The organism is Microbacterium sp. str. 'China', from assembly GCF_002993305.1.
GTDB classification, from domain to species: domain Bacteria; phylum Actinomycetota; class Actinomycetes; order Actinomycetales; family Microbacteriaceae; genus Microbacterium; species Microbacterium paraoxydans.
The window spans coordinates 3035993-3053251 of sequence record NZ_CP027434.1; the positions used below are offsets into that span (position 1 = coordinate 3035993).

Annotated in this window: 19 protein-coding genes; 7 read left to right on the forward strand and 12 right to left on the reverse strand. The window is 71.8% G+C overall.

All coding sequences use genetic code 11. From position 1 onward, the window contains the following. Window positions 1–15 precede the first annotated feature (15 nt). Window positions 16–1161 (reverse strand): ROK family protein, encoded by a 1146-nt coding sequence (locus tag C6C15_RS14805; RefSeq protein ID WP_083370927.1) that lies wholly within the window; start codon window positions 1159–1161, stop codon window positions 16–18. A 168-nt stretch (window positions 1162–1329) separates the two neighbouring features. On the opposite strand from C6C15_RS14805, the gene C6C15_RS14810 reads away from it, so the two are divergent. Then, window positions 1330–1857 carry a GNAT family N-acetyltransferase gene (locus C6C15_RS14810; protein WP_060923583.1) on the forward strand — a complete coding sequence of 176 codons (528 nt, stop codon included), beginning with the start codon at window positions 1330–1332 and terminating at the stop codon, window positions 1855–1857. 13 nt (window positions 1858–1870) lie between these two features. Here the strand turns inward: C6C15_RS14810 and C6C15_RS14815 are convergent, their stop codons facing one another. After that, on the reverse strand, window positions 1871–3319 hold the full coding sequence (locus tag C6C15_RS14815) for a gamma-aminobutyraldehyde dehydrogenase (protein ID WP_060923584.1): 1449 nt from the start codon (window positions 3317–3319) through the stop codon (window positions 1871–1873). A gap of 99 nt (window positions 3320–3418) precedes the next feature. Between C6C15_RS14815 and C6C15_RS14820 the strand changes: the two genes are divergently transcribed. Genes C6C15_RS14820 through C6C15_RS14830 form a run of 3 tightly spaced genes read left to right on the forward strand, consistent with a single transcriptional unit; the run spans window position 3419 to window position 5663 of the window. Next, complete coding sequence (locus C6C15_RS14820) at window positions 3419–3886, forward strand: Lrp/AsnC family transcriptional regulator (protein ID WP_025105441.1); 468 nt, start codon at window positions 3419–3421, stop codon at window positions 3884–3886. Window positions 3887–3912: 26 nt separating this feature from the next. Further along, window positions 3913–5316 carry an NAD(P)/FAD-dependent oxidoreductase gene (locus C6C15_RS14825; RefSeq protein WP_083370928.1) on the forward strand — a complete coding sequence of 468 codons (1404 nt, stop codon included), beginning with the start codon at window positions 3913–3915 and terminating at the stop codon, window positions 5314–5316. Next, window positions 5313–5663: a cupin domain-containing protein gene (locus C6C15_RS14830; RefSeq protein ID WP_060923656.1), complete on the forward strand. Its 351-nt coding sequence runs from the start codon at window positions 5313–5315 to the stop codon at window positions 5661–5663. Before C6C15_RS14825 ends, C6C15_RS14830 begins: the two co-directional genes overlap by 4 nt. Before the next feature lie 23 nt (window positions 5664–5686). Here C6C15_RS14830 and C6C15_RS14835 read toward each other — a convergent pair whose 3' ends face one another. From C6C15_RS14835 to C6C15_RS14855, 5 genes are all read right to left on the reverse strand, one after another. Beyond that, window positions 5687–6604: a DNA-methyltransferase gene (locus tag C6C15_RS14835; protein ID WP_083370929.1), complete on the reverse strand. Its 918-nt coding sequence runs from the start codon at window positions 6602–6604 to the stop codon at window positions 5687–5689. Window positions 6605–6708: 104 nt separating this feature from the next. Continuing rightward, window positions 6709–7758 carry a lipoate--protein ligase family protein gene (locus C6C15_RS14840; protein ID WP_060922641.1) on the reverse strand — a complete coding sequence of 350 codons (1050 nt, stop codon included), beginning with the start codon at window positions 7756–7758 and terminating at the stop codon, window positions 6709–6711. Window positions 7759–7791: 33 nt separating this feature from the next. After that, window positions 7792–8529 carry a DUF1684 domain-containing protein gene (locus tag C6C15_RS14845; protein ID WP_105950480.1) on the reverse strand — a complete coding sequence of 246 codons (738 nt, stop codon included), beginning with the start codon at window positions 8527–8529 and terminating at the stop codon, window positions 7792–7794. 736 nt (window positions 8530–9265) lie between these two features. Then, on the reverse strand, window positions 9266–10120 hold the full coding sequence (locus C6C15_RS14850; RefSeq protein ID WP_105950481.1) for an alpha/beta fold hydrolase: 855 nt from the start codon (window positions 10118–10120) through the stop codon (window positions 9266–9268). A gap of 9 nt (window positions 10121–10129) precedes the next feature. Next, window positions 10130–10888, reverse strand: coding sequence for a copper homeostasis protein CutC (locus C6C15_RS14855; RefSeq protein WP_105950482.1), 759 nt, complete (start codon window positions 10886–10888; stop codon window positions 10130–10132). Between the two features lie 71 nt (window positions 10889–10959). Here C6C15_RS14855 and C6C15_RS14860 point away from each other — a divergent pair, with 71 nt between their 5' ends. The 3 genes from C6C15_RS14860 to C6C15_RS14870 are packed head-to-tail and all read left to right on the forward strand — an operon-like array spanning window position 10960 to window position 13082. Then, on the forward strand, window positions 10960–11400 hold the full coding sequence (locus C6C15_RS14860) for a MarR family winged helix-turn-helix transcriptional regulator (protein ID WP_060922637.1): 441 nt from the start codon (window positions 10960–10962) through the stop codon (window positions 11398–11400). Between the two features lie 5 nt (window positions 11401–11405). Beyond that, window positions 11406–12737 carry an MFS transporter gene (locus tag C6C15_RS14865; RefSeq protein ID WP_060922638.1) on the forward strand — a complete coding sequence of 444 codons (1332 nt, stop codon included), beginning with the start codon at window positions 11406–11408 and terminating at the stop codon, window positions 12735–12737. A gap of 60 nt (window positions 12738–12797) precedes the next feature. After that, window positions 12798–13082, forward strand: coding sequence for a hypothetical protein (locus tag C6C15_RS14870; RefSeq protein WP_060922636.1), 285 nt, complete (start codon window positions 12798–12800; stop codon window positions 13080–13082). A 90-nt stretch (window positions 13083–13172) separates the two neighbouring features. On the opposite strand, the gene rocD is transcribed toward C6C15_RS14870, so the two are convergent. The 5 genes from rocD to C6C15_RS14895 all read right to left on the reverse strand — a co-directional run bounded on the left by rocD (window position 13173) and on the right by C6C15_RS14895 (window position 17139). Next, window positions 13173–14441, reverse strand: coding sequence for an ornithine--oxo-acid transaminase (rocD, locus tag C6C15_RS14875; protein ID WP_105950483.1), 1269 nt, complete (start codon window positions 14439–14441; stop codon window positions 13173–13175). Then, window positions 14438–15316 carry a dimethylargininase gene (gene ddaH / locus C6C15_RS14880; protein WP_060922634.1) on the reverse strand — a complete coding sequence of 293 codons (879 nt, stop codon included), beginning with the start codon at window positions 15314–15316 and terminating at the stop codon, window positions 14438–14440. The genes rocD and ddaH overlap by 4 nt, the downstream gene beginning before the upstream one ends. 163 nt (window positions 15317–15479) lie before the next feature. Then, window positions 15480–16478: an NAD(P)-dependent alcohol dehydrogenase gene (locus tag C6C15_RS14885; protein ID WP_105950484.1), complete on the reverse strand. Its 999-nt coding sequence runs from the start codon at window positions 16476–16478 to the stop codon at window positions 15480–15482. Then, window positions 16475–16705 carry a helix-turn-helix transcriptional regulator gene (locus C6C15_RS14890; RefSeq protein WP_060922632.1) on the reverse strand — a complete coding sequence of 77 codons (231 nt, stop codon included), beginning with the start codon at window positions 16703–16705 and terminating at the stop codon, window positions 16475–16477. The genes C6C15_RS14885 and C6C15_RS14890 overlap by 4 nt, the downstream gene beginning before the upstream one ends. Then, window positions 16705–17139, reverse strand: a complete 435-nt coding sequence (locus C6C15_RS14895; RefSeq protein WP_060922631.1) for a hypothetical protein — start codon at window positions 17137–17139, stop codon at window positions 16705–16707. Before C6C15_RS14895 ends, C6C15_RS14890 begins: the two co-directional genes overlap by 1 nt. Between the last annotated feature and the right edge of the window lie 120 nt (window positions 17140–17259).

Below are 17259 nucleotides of genomic sequence, written 5' to 3' on the forward strand. Positions count from 1 at the left end.
CTGTCGGGCGGGCGGTCAGCGGCCGGCGGCGGCTGCGCGGGAGGGGGTGAGGATCCGGGTGAAGACGTCGGCACGGAGCGCGGAGGCCGCCTCGCCCACGGCTCCGACGAGCGGCGCCTCCGGCCCGAACGCCGAGGCGAGGAAGCGGAGCGGCAGCTGCGCGGAGAACTCGTCCGCGACGCGCTCGATCGCGTCCAGGAGCGCCGGGTGTACCGCCTCCCCGCCGAGGATGAAGGCCTCGGGATCGAGCACGAGGGCGACGCTGCCCGCCGCGAGGAAGAGCCGGCGTCCGATCTCGGCGACGAGCGCCTGCGCCGCCTCGTCGCCGCGCTGTGCCGCCTCCAGGTGGGCGAGGAACGGCGCGTCGACATCCAGCCCCAGGCCGAGGGCGAGGTCGCGCACCACCGTGGCCCCCGCGACGGGGGCGCCGATGGGCACCGGCGTCTGCGGGAGGTACATCACCTCGCCCGCCACTCCGGAGAACCCGCGATGCAGCGTCCCGTCGATCACGATCCCGGCCCCGAGGTCGTCGTCGAGCAGCAGGAGCGCGAAGCTCGAGAGGTCGATGCCGACGCCGCTGGTCGACTCGGCGAGCGCGGCGAGGTTGACGTCGTTCTCGACGCGGACCGGGCAGTCGAGGGCGGCCGCGAGAGCCGCGCGGAAGGCGCCGCCGTCCGGCCCCTGGTCGTCGCGGATCGCGCCGTCGGCAGCCACGATGCCGGGCACTCCGAAGACGGCGAGGTGGAGCGCGCCCTTCACGGATCGGCGGCAGGCCGTGACGAGCGCGGCGATGTGCGCGACCCGGTCTTCGCCCGTGGGGAAGGCGCCGTGCCGCTCGGCTCTGACGGTGCCGGTCGCGTCGACGAGGACGACATGGGCGGCGTGATGGTCCACGTGCACGGCGGCCGCGAAGCCGAGGGCCGGGTGCAGCGCGACACGGCCGGCCGCCGGCCCGCGGGTGTCGCGGTCCACCCCGGCCGCGGTGACGGCTCCTGCCGCGTCGAGCATCCGCAGCACCTGGGTCACGGCCGTGCGGGAGAGGCCGGTCGCCGCCATGAGCTCGGCCCGGGTCTGCGGTCCGCTCCGGGCGAGGCGCTCGAGGATCGCGCGGCCGTTGAGTGTACGGAGCAGGGTCTGCGGCCCTGCGAGGGGTCGTGACATGCGGCGGAACCTCTGGGGGGTCGATTCTCGTGCGGAGTCGGTGCCCGCCAGCCTGCCACATCGCGTCGCACCCGTCGACCCGTCTTCTCCGGCCGGGTCGCCAGCACCGGGTCACCGAGTACCGGGAGGGGACGGAAGGACGTCGGCGGGCGCGCATAGGGTGGAGGGATGACGCCCCTGGTGATCCGAGACGCCATCGCCGACGATGCCGAGGCCGTGGCCGGAGTGCATGTGCGCTCGTGGCAGGCGGCCTACGAGGGCCTCATCGACCAGGAGGTGCTGGACGGGTTGTCCGTCTCGGAGCGCGCCGACGGGTGGCGCCGCATCTTCGCCGATCCCCTCCCCACGAGCCTCGGGACCCTGGTGGCCGAGCGCGACGGCACGGTCGTCGGCTGGGCGTCGTTCGGCTCCGGCCGCGACCCCGACGGCCTGGACGATGCGGAGCTGTACGGCATCTACGCCGATCCCACCGCGTGGTCGACGGGGGCAGGGCATGCCCTCCTCGACGCCGCCGAGCAGCGCATGATCGACGCCGGCCACACCCGCGCCTACCTCTGGGTGCTCGACGGCAACGACCGGGCCGACGGCTTCTACGCCCGGCACGGGTGGGAGCTCGACGGGGCCACGAAGATCGATCAGCGCCCGCAGTTCACGCTCCGCGAGCACCGCCGCGTCAAGCACCTCGCCCCGCGCTGAAGCGGTCCCGCCGTCAGTCGAGCGCGCTCATCACGTGCTTGATGCGGGTGTAGTCGTCGAAGCCGTACTGCGACAGGTCCTTCCCGTATCCGGAGTGCTTGAAACCGCCGTGCGGCATGTCCGACACGAACGGGATGTGGGTGTTGATCCAGACGCACCCGAAGTCGAGATCCCGGGAGAAGCGCATGGCGCGGGCATGATCGTGGGTCCACACCGACGCGGCGAGCGCGTACGGCACGTCGTTCGCCATCGCGAGCGCCTCCTCCTCGGTGTCGAAGGGCTGGACGGTGAGCACGGGACCGAAGATCTCCCCCTGCACGACCTCGTCGTCCTGCTGCACGCCGGTCACGACGGTCGCCTCCCAGAAGTAGCCCCGGTCACCCTGCCGCGCCCCGCCGGTCGCAACCGTCGCATGCCCGGGAAGCCGGTCGACGAAGCCCTGCACCTGCGCGAGCTGGGCCGCGCTGCTCAGCGGTCCGTACAGCACGCCCTCTTCGTCCGGCGCCCCGGTCCGCGCGTGCGTGCGGGTCCGCTCCACCAGTGCCGCGACGAGCTCGTCGTGCACCGACGCGTGCACGAGCACCCGGGTCGCCGCGGTGCAGTCCTGCCCCGCGTTGAAGAAGGCCCCCGTGACGATGCCCTCGACCGCCTTCTCGATCGACGCGTCGGGGAAGACGATCGCGGGCGCCTTGCCGCCGAGCTCCAGGTGCACGCGTTTGACGTCGTCGGCCGCCGAGCGGGCCACGGCCATGCCCGCGCGCACCGAGCCGGTGATGGCCACCATCTGCGGCGTCGGATGCTCGACGAGGGCCGCTCCGGTCTCACGGTCGCCGAGCACGATGTTGAGGGTGCCGGCGGGGGTGTGGCGCGCGACGATCTCCGCGAGCAGCAGGGTGGTGAGCGGCGTGGACTCCGCCGGCTTCAGCACGACCGTGTTCCCGGCGGCGAGCGCGGGAGCGATCTTCCACACCGCCATGTTCAGGGGGTAGTTCCACGGCGTCACCTGCCCGATCACGCCGATCGGCTCCCGGCGCACGAAGGAGGTGTGCCCGGGGAGGTACTCCGCGGCGGCTCGACCCTCGAGGCTCCGCGCGGCGCCGGCGAAGAACCGCAGCTGGTCCGCGGACTGCAGGATCTCGTCGGCGACGAGCGTCGCCCGCGGCTTGCCGGTGTCCTTCGATTCGAGGTCGGCGAACTCCTCGGCCCGCGCGGCCATCTCCTCGGCGATGCGGAACAGCGCGAGCTGGCGCGCAGACGGCGGGGTGTCCCGCCAGATCGGGAACGCCGCCGCGGCCGCGGCATACGCGGCATCCACGTCGGTGCGGTCGGAGATCGGGATCTCGCCGTAGGCTTCCTCCGTCACCGGATCGATGAGCGGCAGGCGCCCGCTCCCCGCTGCGGTGACAGCGCGACCGCCGATGAAGTTCTGCAGGGGCACGGTCATCGTCGACGGTGAGGACATAGCGCCATGGTAGCCATCAGAACGCGGAATCTGTAGCTTTTCGTCCACAGATCGACGGATTCGGTTGCGCAGCCCCCATCCGAGTGTCACGATCGGTACATGAGTCCGAAGACGCCTCCCCCCGCCCTCGACGACATCTCGAAGCGCATCGTCGAGCTGCTGCAGGAGGACGGTCGGCGTCCCTATGCGGAGATCGCCCGGGAGGTGGGGCTCAGCGAGGCCGCGGCCCGCCAGCGGGTGCAGCGGCTGACCGAATCGGGCCTGATCCAGATCGTCGCCGTGACCGACCCGCTGCAGCTCGGCTTCCACCGCATGTCGATGATCGGGATCCGGGTGTCCGGCGACCCCCGCGCGATCGCGGAGGAGCTCACGGCGATCCCGGAGCTCGCGTACGTCGTGGTCACTCTCGGGACGTTCGACATCCTCGTCGAGGCGGTGTGCGAGGACGACGACCACCTGCTCGACCTCATCGCCACCCGCATCCGTACCATCCCCGGCATCATCCAGACGGAGAGCCTGCTCTACGCCGGCCTCTACAAAGACCTCTACAACTGGGGAACGCGCTGACGCGCTCCCCTCGCATCGGAGTGAACATGGGCACCACGGTCTTCGAACGCCGGCGTCCTCCGCAGTCCGTCATCGACGACGCCCTGCGCGACACGGCCCTGTCGGTCTTCTGGCTCGACGACGTCGAGCGCCCCGCGCACCCGCCGCTCCGCGGCACCGTGCACACGGACCTCGTGGTCGTCGGCGGCGGCTACACCGGACTCTGGACAGCCGTGCGCGCGAAGGAGCGGGATCCGGAGCGGAGGGTGGTCCTCCTCGAGGCGTCCCGCGTGGCCTGGGCGGCGTCCGGGCGCAACGGCGGCTTCTGCGAGTCCAGCCTCACGCACGGCCATGAGAACGGCGTGAACCGCTGGCCCGAGGAGATCGACCGCCTGGAGGAGCTGGGCCACGAGAACCTCGACGGCATCGCCGAGACCGTGCGGCGGTACGACATGGATGCTGAGTTCGAGCGGACGGGCCAGCTCGCGGTGGCCGTCGAGCCGCATCAGGTCGAGTGGCTGCGCGAGGAGGAGGGCTTCCTCGACCGGGAGGCGGTGCAGGCGGAGGTGCACTCGCCCACGTTCCTCGCCGGCGCGTGGGACCGGGACGGCTGCGCTCTCGTACACCCGGCGAAGCTGGGGCTGGAGCTCGCGCGGGTGGCCGCCGACCTCGGCGTGGAGATCCACGAGCACAGCCTCGTCCGGCGGATCGAGGGCGCGGACTCCGGTCCGGTGACCCTCGTCACGGAGCACGGCCGGGTGACCGCCGACACGGTGGCGCTCGCGACGAACGTGTTCCCCTCGCTCCTGAAGCGCAACCGCCTCATGACGGTTCCCGTGTACGACTACGTGCTGATGACGGAGCCGCTGTCGGCCGAGCAGCTCGCGTCCATCGGCTGGCGGAACCGCCAGGGGCTCGCCGACAGCGCCAACCAGTTCCACTACTACCGCCTCACGGCCGACGACCGGATCCTGTTCGGCGGCTACGACGCGGTCTACCACTTCGGCGGCAAGGTGCGCCCCGCCTACGAGGATCGGATGGAGAGCCACCGGCGCCTGGCCTCGCACTTCTTCACCACGTTCCCGCAACTCGCCGGCCTCCGCTTCACGCACCGCTGGGCCGGAGCGATCGACTCGTCGAGCCGGTTCTGCGCGTTCTTCGGCACCGCCCGCGGCGGCCGGGTCGCCTACGCCACGGGTTTCACCGGCCTCGGGGTCGGCGCCGCCCGGTTCGCTGCGGACGTGATGCTCGACAAGCTCGCCGGCGAGGAGACCGAGCGCACGCAGCTCCGGATGGTGCGCGAGAAGCCGATCCCGTTCCCGCCGGAGCCCGCCGCGTCCGTCGGCATCAACCTCGTCCGTGCCGCGATGGACAGGGCGGATCACAACGAGGGGCGCCGGAACCTGTTCCTGAAGACGCTCGACGCTCTCGGCATGGGCTTCGACTCGTGACTGGCCTCGCCCCGGGGGCCGCCGTCGACGCCGGACGCCTCGCGCTGACGCACGCCTCCCTGCCCGCCGAAGACGTCCGCGACGGCGCGCCGACCACCGCGTACTCCGTGCTCGACGACGCAGGAGGGATCGAGATCGGCGTCTGGGAGATGACGCCGGGCACGGCGGTGGACGTCGAGGAGGACGAGGTGTTCGTCGTGCTCTCCGGCCGCGCGACCGTGACGTTCACCGCGCCCGCGCTCCCTCCGGTGGAGCTCGGCCCCGGGTCCGTGATGCGGCTCACCACCGGCATGCGGACGGTCTGGACGGCGAGTGAGACCCTGCGGAAGGTCTCGATCGGGCTCTGACGCCTGCTGCCGACCAGGCCCGCTCAGGCCCGGCGGACCTCCGCGTGTGGGATGCGCTCAGCCATGACCCGCACCGCCTCCGGGTTGTCGTCCACGAGCACGGCCTCCCGACCGAGTGCGGAGGCCACGGCTCCGGTCGTGCCGCTGCCCGCGAAGAGGTCGAGCACCCGGTCACCCGGCCGGCTCGACGCGGTCACGATGCGCCGCAGGACGCCCTCCGGCTTCTGCGTCGGATACCCGGTCTTCTCCCGCCCGGTGGTGGGGACGATCGTGTGCCACCACACGTCCGTCGGCAGCTTGCCGCGCGCGGCCTTCTCCGCGGTCACCAGTCCCGGCGCCATGTACGGCTCCCGGTCGACGTCGTCGGAGTTGAACACGTACGTCCGCGGGTTCTTCACGTACACCAGGATCGTGTCGTGCTTGGTGGGCCACCGCCGCCGGGACTTCGCGCCGTAGTCGTACGCCCAGATGAGCTCGTTGAGGAAGCAGTCCCGGCCGAACACCGCGTCGAGCATGACCTTCGCGTAGTGCGCCTCGCGGTAGTCCAGGTGCAGGTACAGGGTGCCGTCGTCGGCGAGCAGGCGCCAGGCCTCCTCCAGCCGCGGCATGAGGAAGGCGCCGTAGTCGTCGAAGCTGTCATCGTACGCGCGCAGCATGCCCCGCACCCGCTCGTACCGGTGCCCGTGGAAGCCGTGCCGCACCTCGGGCTCGCCGGGCGCACGTTCAGAACCCAGGAGATCCGATGCGGTGTCGGCCGATTGGGGGCTGCTCCCGTCCGGATCAGCCGATTCCTCCGGAGTTGTGAACGTGCGGCGGGCGGTGACCACCTGCCGCTCCCGCACCCGCCCGGTGTTGAACGGCGGGTCGAGGTAGACGAGCGTGAAGGATGCGGACGGCAGGGTCGCCGCGACCGCGAGGTTGTCCCCCTCGATCACCGACACCCGCCCCGGAACCTGCGTCCCTGAGCCACCGCCCTGGGTCCCTGAGCCCGTCGAAGGGCCCTGGGTCCCTGAGCCTGCCGAAGGGCCTGAGCCTGTCGAAGGGCTCACGGAACCCGGTGCAGCCACGCGTCGGTCGAGAACTTCGACTCCACCAGCGCCTGGGCATCGGCGTACTCGTCCGGCGTGATGCCGCCGTCCTCGGCGGAGGTGAGCGAGCGGAACGTGTCCTTGAAGCGCTCGATGATCTCGGCGCGCTCCAGTCCGGTCTGGCTGCGCAGCGGGTCGACGCGCTTGGCTGCCGAGGTCGTGCCCTTGTCGCTGAGCTTCTCGCGGCCGATGCGCAGCACCTCGGTCATCATCTGGCCGTCGATGTCGTAGGAGAGGGTGGCGTGGTGCAGCACGCCACCGTTCGCGAGGCGCTTCTGCGCGGCGCCGCCGATCTTGCCGGTCGGGCTCGCGATGTCGTTGAGCGGCTGGTAGACGGCGTCGATGCCGAGCGACCGGAGCGCCTGCAGCACCCAGTCGTCGAGGAACGCGTAGGAGTCGGCGAAGGTCATACCCGCCACGAGCGAGGCCGGCACGTACAGCGAGTAGGTGATGATCTGCCCCGCGGCCATGAGCATCGCCCCGCCGCCGGAGATGCGGCGGACGACGTCGAAGCCGTGCGTCGCAGCGCCCTCGGGGTCGACCTCATTGCGGTACGACTGGAACGACCCGATGACGACGGCCGACTCGTCCCATTCCCAGATGCGCAGCGTCGGACGACGGCGCCCCTCGCCCACCCGGGAGGTGAGCACCTCGTCGAGGGCGAGGTTCATGCGCGGCGAGACCGCCTTCTCGTGGACGATCTCCCAGTCGAAGTCGCGCCACCCGGGCGCGGTGACCAGAGCGCGACGCACGGCGGTGCCCACGGCCTCGGGGCTGAAGCCGAGCAGCTGCGACCCCTCGGGGAGGGCACCGCGGACGGCCGCGGCGATGGCCGTGGCGTCGGACTCGGCGGGGAGGCCCTCGACGGCGGCGTTGATGTCGTCGAGCGCGGAGTCCGGTTCGAGGAAGAAGTCCCCGGCGAGCCGGAACCGCGCGATCCGGTCGTTCTCGACCTCGAGGTCGACGACGACGAGCTTGCCCCCAGGAACCTTGTATTCACCGTGCACGGATCCAGCTTAAGGCGCACGCTGCCGCCGTGGTCAGCCGCCGAGCACGACCACGCGTTCCCCGGCCCTGATCGGCGTGGAGTAGCGGTTGCCGGGCGTGGGCAGGGGGCAGATGAACTGGTCGGAGAAGGCGCACGGCGGCAGGTACGCCCGGTTGAAGTCGATCACGGCGGACCCGTCGGCGGCGGGCTCGTCGACGGGGAGGAACCGGAACCGGTACGTCTCCAGCCCGTTCGTCCCGTCGGCGAAGACCGCACTCAGCGCTCCGCTCCCGCTGCGGGTGACCGTGAGCTCGCGCGGGGCCCCGGCGAGCTCGAACCGCAGGCGTCCGGCGATCGCGGTCTCGCGCTCCTCGCCGTCGACCGCCGTGACGACGATCCGCTCGTCTGGCGCGGGCTCGAACGTGGCCGGGATCCGCCATCGTTCGTCGGGGGCGTAGGCGTCGATCGCCGTGAACCACTCCCGCTGCGGACGAGCGGGGTTCCAGACGCGGAGGGCCAGCAGTCCGTTGCGGTCGAACACACGCAGCTCGCGCCGCCCGAGGCGCAGGGTCTGGGTGCCGCGGAGGGTGACGACCGACCCCGACGGTCCCAGTTCGCTGCCGCGGATGCCGCCGTCCCCGGTGAGGGCCCAGAGTCCGGGCACGCCGTCGACCGCGGCGGGTTCGGTGATGAGCCAGTTCGTCGACTCCAGCGCGGACGGCCCGTACTCCGACCCCGCATAGCGCTCGCGCGCCGCGTGCCACTCATGCCAGTCGGTCAGGAAGCTCATCGCCGCGGGCCCTCCCCCTCGCTCGTGCGGATGTGCCCCGAATCTAGGGCTGCCCCCACGGCCCGTGGCCTCCCTCCGTCACACGCCTTCACCCCGCGTCATCCCGCGTCACACTCCCTCCGCCCTCAGCCCCGTCCCTCAGCCCCGCCCCTCCCTCCCGTCCGTCCCTCCCGTCCCGTGCGGGATCAAACCCGCCCCTCCCCGCCCCCTCCCCCGCCCGTTCCTGATCCCGCGCCCGGCGCGCAGCCCGCCACCCCTCGCGCGCGGGATCAAAACCGGCCCCTGGCACCGCGCTCCGCGCCCGTTTCTGATCCCGCCACCGGGACACGCCCGCCCCACACCGCCAGCGGGATCGAAACCGCACCCGCCATCCCGTCCCCCGCCCGTTTCTGATCCGCCACCGCGCGGCCCTCCGCCATGCGCACGCTCCGAACTCACCACCGCCGCCCCGATCAGCGGCGCGGCCCCCGGCGTACCCGCTCACCGCGTGTGTTCGAAAACGCTCTCCCGCAGCCCGCCCCAGGCCCGAAAGTGATCCCGCGGGATGGCTGGAGGCGCGAAAGTGATCCCGATACGTCGCCGCGGACGCCGCCTCGTCGACGCTCGCCGACGCCCCCACTCGTCGCGAGTGCAGAAACGCGCCTCTGCGACGTGTTCCGGGCACCAAAGTGATCCCGCGAGGCGGACGGAGGGTCGAAAGTGGTCCCGGACGGAACTGGAGGGGGCGGGGCGGGGGTCAGCGGGCGGGGATGTGGGCGTCGAGCCAGGCGAGCACGTCGGCGCGCACCTCGTCCTGCTGGAGCTCCTGGAAGATCTCGTGCCGCGCGTCGGGGTAGACGAGGGTCGTGACGTCCGTGAGCCCGGAGCGTCGGCGGTACGCGTCGGCGAGCTTGTGGACGCTGCGGGGACCGCCGACCGGATCGTCACGGCCGACGAGGAGGAGCACCGGGAGGTCGCGCGCGAGGTGCTTCGCGGGACGCCCGTACAGCCGCGCCGCGTCGAGCAGGCCGAAGAGCTTGAGCAGCGGCACTCCCGTCGTGAGCGGATCCTCCTCGAAGGCCTTCCACACCGCGGGGTCGCGGCTCAGCCACTCGTATCCGGTCGCGTCGTCGGCGGCCCACGCGGCGTTCAGCGGCGCCGGGTTCAGGGAGCGGGGTGTGCGCAGCGCCGAACCGGACAGGATGACCGCATCGAAGGCCTCCGCGTGCTCGTTCACCAGCATCTGCGCGAGGAACGACCCCCACGAGTGTCCGAGGAGCACGAGCGGGAGGTCGGGGTTCTCGTCGCGGATGATGCCGGTCAGCTGCCAGACCGCGTCCTTGGCCGCCCGGAGACCCCCGGGGCCGAGCCGTCCGAGCTGGGCGGGGTCGCCGTGCTGACGCATGCCGGTGCGCCCGTGCCCGCGGTGGTCGTCGGCGTAGACGGTGAACCCGGCTCCGGTGAGCGCGGCGATCAGCGCCGGATACCGTCCCGCGTGCTCGCCCACCCCGTGCAGGAGCTGGACGACGCCGCGGGGCGTCCCCTCCGCCGGGTGGACGTCGTAGACGATGGCGATGCCGTGGCTGTCGGTGTACTCGCGGGTCTCGGTCATGATCCTGCCTTACCGGTCCGTCTCCGCGAGCGCGTCGCGGATGGCGTCGCGGATGGCGAAGGCGATGTCGCGATCCGTCACCTCGTAGCCGCCGACCCCGTCGGAGGCGGAGCCCATGCGCACGCCGCCGTCCTCCGTCACGGCCCGCTTCGCGGAGAAGTGGAGGGCGTCCACCCCTGCCCGGGCGAGCACCGGAGCGCTCGCGACGTCGACGCCACTGCCGGCCATCACCTCGATCTGCCCCTCGGCGGCGGCGACGAGCGCGCGCAGGGTGTCGATGCCGTCGATCGCGGCGGATGCCCCTCCGGAGGTGAGCACGCGCCGGAGCCCGAGCTCCCTCGCGGCCCGCAGGGTCGCCACCGGGTCGGCGGTCACGTCGATCGCGCGGTGCAGGGTCGCCGGAGCTCCCCCGGCCGCATCCCGCAGCCGGGCCATGGCGTCGCGATCCAGTCGGCCCTCGCCGTCGAGCGCGCCGATCACCACTCCCGCTGCGCCCGCCGCGACCGCGTGCCGCACGTCGCGTTCGGCGACGGCCAGCTCATCGGCGCTGTAGTGGAAGCCGCCGGCGCGCGGACGGATGAGGACGTGCACCTCGGGGCCGCTCGCCCCCGCGGCTTCGAGCGCGAGCTCCAGGGTGGCCGGCGACGGGGTGAGCCCGCCCAGCGCGAGGGCCGTGGCGAGCTCGACGCGAGCGGCGCCGACCTCGGCGGCGATGCGCACTCCGGCGGGATCCTGGACGGCGATTTCGAGAGGGATCGTTCGGGTCACCCCTCCATTGTGCCCGCTGACCTCGGCTCCCCCGGCCCTCGGGGCAGAAATATTAGATAGACTAACTAAGTATGTCTGCGTCCGATGATTCCCTGCACCTCACCGCCACAGACCTCCGCATGGCCACGTTCCGGCTCGCCCGCCGGCTCCGCTGCGCCCGTGCCGCCGACATGATGAGCGACACTCAGCTCGCCGTCCTCGCCGACCTCCGCATGAACGGTCGGCGCACGATCTCCACCCTCGCCGAGCGCGAGCGCGTGACCGCCCCGTCGATGACGAGCATCGTGAACGGCCTGGAGGAGCAGGGCTATGTCGCCCGCACCCCCGACGAGGACGACCGCCGCCGCGTGCAGGTGGACATCACCCCCGCCGGCGTCGAGATCGTCGTCGAGACCATCCGCCGCCGCGACGTGCTGCTGGCCGACATGCTCCGCGAGGTCGACTACACCGAGGAGGAGCTGGCGACGCTGCGAGAAGCCAGCGCCCTGATGCGGAGGGTGGTGGAGCGATGAACGCCATGTTCCGCTCCTTCGCGAACATCAACTACCGGATCTGGTTCGCCGGAGCCCTCGTGTCGAACGTCGGCGGGTGGATGCAGGCCACCGCGCAGGACTGGGTCGTGCTGACCGAACTCACCGACAACGACGCGACCGCGATGGGCGTCACCATGGCGCTGCAGTTCGGCCCTCCCCTGGTTCTCGTGAGCCTGACCGGCTGGGTCGCGGATCGCTTCGACCGGCGGAAGATCCTCCTGACCACGCAGACCGCGCTCCTCGCTCTCGCGATCGCCGTGGGCTCCCTGCTGCTCGCCGGGGTGATGACCCTGCCGATGATGCTGACCTTCGCCCTCGGATTCGGCATCGTCAACGCCTTCGATGCCCCCGCGCGGCAGGCCTTCGTGTCGGACATGGTGTCCGCGACCGAGACCTCCAACGCCGTGGCGCTCAACTCCGCCTCCTTCAACCTCGCCCGGATGATCGGCCCCGCGGTCGGCGGTCTGCTCATCGTCGCGATCGGCTCCGGCTGGGTGTTCATCGTCAACGCCGCGACCTTCCTCGCCATGATCGTCGCGCTGCTGCTCATGCGCACGCACCTGCTCGCACCGCGGCCGAAGAACCGCAACCGCGGCGGCCTCGCCGAGGGGTTCCGGTACGTCTGGGCGCGCAGCGACCTCAAGGTCGTGTTCGTGACCGTGTTCCTCATCGGCGCGTTCGGCATGAACTTCCCGATCTTCGCCTCGACCATGGCGCTGGAGTTCGGAGCCGGCGCCGACGGCTACGGGGTGCTGAGCTCGGTGCTCGCGATCGGGTCCCTGATCGGCGCCCTCCTCGCCGCGCGTCGGGACCGGGCGAGGGTGCGCGTGGTGATCCTCGCGGCGGGCGGCTTCGGGATCGCCGCCTTCGTCTCGGCCGCGATGCCCACCTACCTCTCCTATGCGGTCACGCTCACGTTCACCGGCTTCATGATCGTGACGCTGCTGACCACGGCCAACGGCTACGTGCAGATCACGACGGATCCGGCACTGCGCGGACGCGTGCTCGCCCTCTACATGGCCGTCATCATGGGGTCGACTCCGGTCGGCGCGCCGATCGCCGGCTGGGTCGCCGACGCGTTCGGTCCTCGTGCCGCCATCATGCTCGGCGGGACCGCCGGCTTCATCGCGTGCGCGATCGGCGTGACCTGGGTGCTCACGTCAGGGCGTCTGCGCCGTGAGGAGAGCAGCCGCTTCCGGCTGACGCTCGACGAGACCCGGCCGCTGCGCGTCGTGCAGCCCGTCGAGCCGGTCGACTACACGGAGAAGGCGGCGGCGACCACGCCCATCCGCCTCCCGCGCCGCGACGGCGAGTGAGCTGCGAAGGCGTTTGTCAACGCCTTCCTCATCACGGCCCGGCGGTCGTAGCGTCGGGTCATGGACGAGAACATGAGCACCCCGCACCCGCAGGATCCGGCCGAAGGCGCTCCCGGCGTCGACGTCCCTGACGAGAACTCCGGCCAGGGCGACGGCACCGGCGGCGCGATCCAGGGCGACAGCTCCCGCGGCGAGTCGACCGGCGGCGCCATCCAGGGCAGCTCCGGCCCGGGCCGCGACGCTCCGCTGGGCGGCGACGAGAACACCGAGGACGAGCTCGCGGCCGACAACGCCGCCGAGGAGGACACCCTCCGCACGCTCGACCCCGACTCCCCGCCGGCCTGATCCGTCGACCCACCCCTTTTGAGACGAGCCACCCCCTTGCGAACGTTCGCAAGGGGGTGGCTCGTGCAGAAGGGGGTGGGTCGGCCGCGGTCAGGCGTCGAGTACCACCTTGAGCTGCTCGACGGCCCAGTCGAGCTCCGTGGCCCGGATGACCAGCGGCGGGGCGATGCGGATGGTCTGCCCGTGCGTGTCCTTCACGAGCACACCCCGGTCGAGCAGCTTCTCCGCGATCTCGCGGCCGGTGCCGATGGCAGGGTCGATGTCGACGCCCGCCCACAGCCCGGCGATGCGCACACCCGTGACCCCGTTGCCGATCAGCGGCTGCAGCGCCTGCTCGAGGTGCGCGCCCAGCGCCCGCGCACGCTCCTGGAACTCGCCCGTCTGCAGCATCTCCACCACGCGGAGGCCGACGGCCGCCGCGAGCGGGTTGCCGCCGAACGTGGAGCCGTGCTCGCCGGGGCGGATCACGCCCAGCACATCCGTGTTCCCCACCACGGCCGAGACCGGCAGGATGCCGCCGCCGAGCGCCTTGCCCAGCAGGTACAGGTCCGGAACGACGCCTTCACGGTCGCACGCGAAGGTCTCGCCGACCCGGCCAAGGCCGGCCTGGATCTCATCGGCGATGAACAGCACGTTCTTCTCGTCGCAGATCTCGCGGATGCGGCGCAGGTACCCCTCCGGCGGGATCACGACCCCGGCCTCGCCCTGGATCGGCTCCACGAGCACGCCCGCCGTGTCCTCCGTGATCGCCGCGGCGATCGCCTCCGCGTCGCCGAACGGCACGCGGTCGAAGCCCGGCGTGTAGGGACCGAAGTCGTCGTGCGCGGTCTCGTCGTCGCTGAAGCTGACGATCGTCGTCGTGCGGCCGTGGAAGTTGCCCTTCGCCACGACGATCCGCGCCTTCCCCTCGGGGATGCCCTTCACGCGGTAGCCCCAGGCCCTGGCGACCTTGATTCCGGTCTCCACCGCCTCGGCGCCCGTGTTCATCGGCAGCACGAGCTCCTTGCCGCAGAGCTCGGCGAGGGCGGCGGCGAAGGGCTCCAGCATGTCGCTCTGGAACGCCCGGCTGACGAGCGTGACCCGACCGAGCTGCTCGGTCAGCGCCGCGACGAGCGCGGGGTGCCGGTGCCCGAAGTTGACCGCGGAGTAGGCGGCGAGCAGGTCGAGGTACCGCTTGCCCTCGACGTCGGTGACCCATGCCCCCTCGCCGCGCGCGATCATCACGGGCAGCGGGCGGTAGTTGTGCGCGACGTGCGGCTCGGCGACCGCGCTGGGTCCCTGAGCCTGTCGAAGGGTCGAAGCGTCCGTTCCCTGGGTCGCTGAGCTCGTCGAAGCGCCCGCCGCCTGCTCGATCGTCACTTCGCACCCCGCAGCTCGAGCGTGCAGCACTTGATCCCGCCGCCACCGAGGAGGAGCTCGGACAGGTCGACGGTGATCGGGTTGTAGCCGCGCTCCCGGAGCTGCTGCTCGAAGCCCTTCGCCCGCGGCGAGATGATGACGTTGTAGCCGTCGCTCGAGGAGTTCAGGCCGAACACCGCGCCGTCCTCGTCCGACACGAGGATCGCGTCCGGGAAGCGCTTCTCCAGCTCGGCACGGCTGGCGTCGTCGAAGGCCCCGGGGAGGTAGGCGATGTTCGCCCGCTCGGGACCGCCGTTCTCCACGCCCTGCACGGGGTCGAGCACCGCGATCGCGGTGTCGAGGTGGTAGAAGCGGGGGTCGGTGAGGTTCAGCGACACGACCTCGCGGCCGAAGACCTCGCCGACCTCGCGGTGGCTGTCGCCGGTGGAGCGGAAGCCCGTGCCCGCGAGGATCACGTCGCCGACGAGCAGGAAGTCGCCCTCGCCCTCGTTGACCTCCTTCGGCATCACCGTGTCGTAGCCGGCGGCGCGGAACCAGTCGGCGAAGGCCGGAGCCTCGCCCTGGCGCTCGACGAACCGGAACTCCGGCACGTAGGCGCGGCCATCGATGAGGAAGCCGCCATTGGCCGTGTAGACCATGTCCGGGTAGCCGGGGAGCGGATCGATGAGCTCGACCTCGTGACCGAGCTCGACGTACAGGTCATAGAGCTTCTGCCACTGGGCGACGGCGTTGGCGGTGTCGGTCGGCCGCGACGGCTCCATCCACGGATTGATGGAGTAGTTCACCGTGAAGTGCTCGGGACGGCACATCAGGTAGTGGCGGCGGTGCGCGGTGCGCGTGGGGGCGGTGGTGACGGCGGTCTCCGGCGTCGACATGGATGCTCCTCGTGTGAACGGGCGCGGCGGACGCTGTCCAGGGGCCCGGCGGTCCTTCGACCCCCTGCTCGGAAGAGGCGGAGGGGAAGATGCGACTCGGGCACGCCGGTGACCATTGTGCCACCGGACCCTGGGCGCCACCAGCATCCGTCCCGTGTCGCCCTCAGCCCTCGCGCTGCGTCACCACGACCTTGCCGACCGTGTGCCCGGCTTCGACGTTCGCGAGCGCGGACACCGCCTCGTCGAACGGATACATGCGCTCGATCACCGGTACCAGATGCCCCTCCTCCACGAGCTCGAGCAGCTTCGTGAGGACCTCAGGGCGCGAGGTCGCCGTGAGCGACACCACCCGGGGCCCGCGGAGCGAGAGCACGGCGGCGCGGATCATCCGCGGCACCGGACCGAGCACGCGCCCGCCGTCGCCGGTCACGAGCACCACGCGGCCACCCGGCCGGACGAGGCGCTGCAGCTCGCGGATCGGCACCCCTCCCGCGATGTCGATGACGGCATCGAACCGCGAGGAGGGCAGGTGCGTGAGCGGAGACGTGCGGTGATCGAGCGTGCGCACGGCTCCGAGGCGTTCCAGCAGCAGGGCATTGCGCGCGCCACACGTCGCCCAGACCTCGGCCCCGCGGAGCGCCGCGAGCTGCACGGCGAACGTCCCCACGCCGCCGGACGCCCCGATCACGAGGACCCGCTGCGCACGGTGCCGCAGCCCCACCCCGGCCGCGTCGAGCGCCTGCCACGCGGTGCCTCCGGCGATCGGCAGGCACGCAGCCGCCTCGGGCGTCACATCGGGCGGGACGGGCACGACGCGGTCGGCCGCGATGCGGGCGTGGGAGGCGAGGCCGCCGCCGCCCTGGAGCTCCCCGACGACGAGTTCACCGAGTTCGGCGTTCACCACGTCGGCGCCGACCGCCACGACGGTGCCGGCGACGTCGAGTCCCCGCACCGGGTGCTTCGGGCGGGTGAGCCCGAAGAACGGCCGGACCAGCAGCGGGTCGCCGAGGAGCAGCCGCACGTCGCCGGCGTTGAGGGCGGTGGCCTGCACGCGCAGCACGACCTCGCCGCGATGCGCCTGGGGGACGGGCTGCCGGGTCAGTGTCGTCCCGGCGGCCGGGCCGTATGTCTCGCGGGTCCAGGCGGGCATCGTCTCGGTCATGCGGCACCTCCGGGGTCGGTCGGATACGCGAACAGGTCGTCGATCCCGACCCCGAACGCCCGGGCGATCTGGAACGCGAGCTCGAGTGTCGGCGAGTACTTCTGCTGTTCGATCGCGATGAGGGTCTGCCTGGTGACCCCGATCGTGCGGGCGAGCTCGGCCTGCGTGAGTCCGGCGCGCTCGCGATGGGCGCGGATGGTGTTGGAGACGAGGGTGGGCTTGACCATCAGCGGAGCCCCCGGCGGTACGCGATCGCCCGGGCGACACCGCCGACGACGGCCGCCACGAGGAACCCGGCGAACATGGTGTTCGCGATCCAGAACACGTCGGCGCCGAGACCGCAGAGGACGATGACCCCGAGGCCGGCGATGGTGACGAAGGCCTGCTCCACGCGGGCTCCCATCCGGCCGATGTCCCGGTCGCGGATGTCGGAGCGGCCGACGCCGTCCGGATCGGACATCCCGGCGATGATCCCCCAGAGGACGCTGAGCACGATCGTCCCGACGATACCCCCGCCGATCGTCCACAGCATCAGCGGGAACCAGTCCGTGGCGGTGAGCGGACCGCCGCCGGCCTGCTGCAGCAGCAGCACGACGTAGACGACCGCGACGATCGGGCTGACGATGAGCCCGGCCCAGACGTTGCGCTCCTCGTAGACCATGCGAATCTCCTCGTGTCAAAAATTCTTGACACGAGACTACGACCGCACTCCCGAGCGTGTCAAGAATTTTTTACACCTGTTCGCGTCCCCACCCCGCCCCACCCCACAGCCTCTCCCGGG

Bases quoted from the DNA above. Each gene is read 5' to 3' on its own strand.
- C6C15_RS14845 (WP_105950480.1), bottom strand. From the start codon at position 8,529: ATGAGCTTCCTGACCGACTGGCATGAGTGGCACGCGGCGCGCGAGCGC.
- C6C15_RS14825 (WP_083370928.1), top strand. From the start codon at position 3,913: ATGGGCACCACGGTCTTCGAACGCCGGCGTCCTCCGCAGTCCGTCATC.
- C6C15_RS14890 (WP_060922632.1), bottom strand. From the start codon at position 16,705: ATGGTCAAGCCCACCCTCGTCTCCAACACCATCCGCGCCCATCGCGAG.
- C6C15_RS14895 (WP_060922631.1), bottom strand. From the start codon at position 17,139: ATGGTCTACGAGGAGCGCAACGTCTGGGCCGGGCTCATCGTCAGCCCG.
- C6C15_RS14805 (WP_083370927.1), bottom strand. From the start codon at position 1,161: ATGTCACGACCCCTCGCAGGGCCGCAGACCCTGCTCCGTACACTCAAC.
- C6C15_RS14885 (WP_105950484.1), bottom strand. From the start codon at position 16,478: ATGACCGAGACGATGCCCGCCTGGACCCGCGAGACATACGGCCCGGCC.
- C6C15_RS14865 (WP_060922638.1), top strand. From the start codon at position 11,406: ATGTTCCGCTCCTTCGCGAACATCAACTACCGGATCTGGTTCGCCGGA.
- ddaH (WP_060922634.1), bottom strand. From the start codon at position 15,316: ATGTCGACGCCGGAGACCGCCGTCACCACCGCCCCCACGCGCACCGCG.
- C6C15_RS14820 (WP_025105441.1), top strand. From the start codon at position 3,419: ATGAGTCCGAAGACGCCTCCCCCCGCCCTCGACGACATCTCGAAGCGC.
- C6C15_RS14870 (WP_060922636.1), top strand. From the start codon at position 12,798: ATGGACGAGAACATGAGCACCCCGCACCCGCAGGATCCGGCCGAAGGC.
- C6C15_RS14860 (WP_060922637.1), top strand. From the start codon at position 10,960: ATGTCTGCGTCCGATGATTCCCTGCACCTCACCGCCACAGACCTCCGC.
- C6C15_RS14810 (WP_060923583.1), top strand. From the start codon at position 1,330: ATGACGCCCCTGGTGATCCGAGACGCCATCGCCGACGATGCCGAGGCC.
- C6C15_RS14850 (WP_105950481.1), bottom strand. From the start codon at position 10,120: ATGACCGAGACCCGCGAGTACACCGACAGCCACGGCATCGCCATCGTC.
- C6C15_RS14815 (WP_060923584.1), bottom strand. From the start codon at position 3,319: ATGTCCTCACCGTCGACGATGACCGTGCCCCTGCAGAACTTCATCGGC.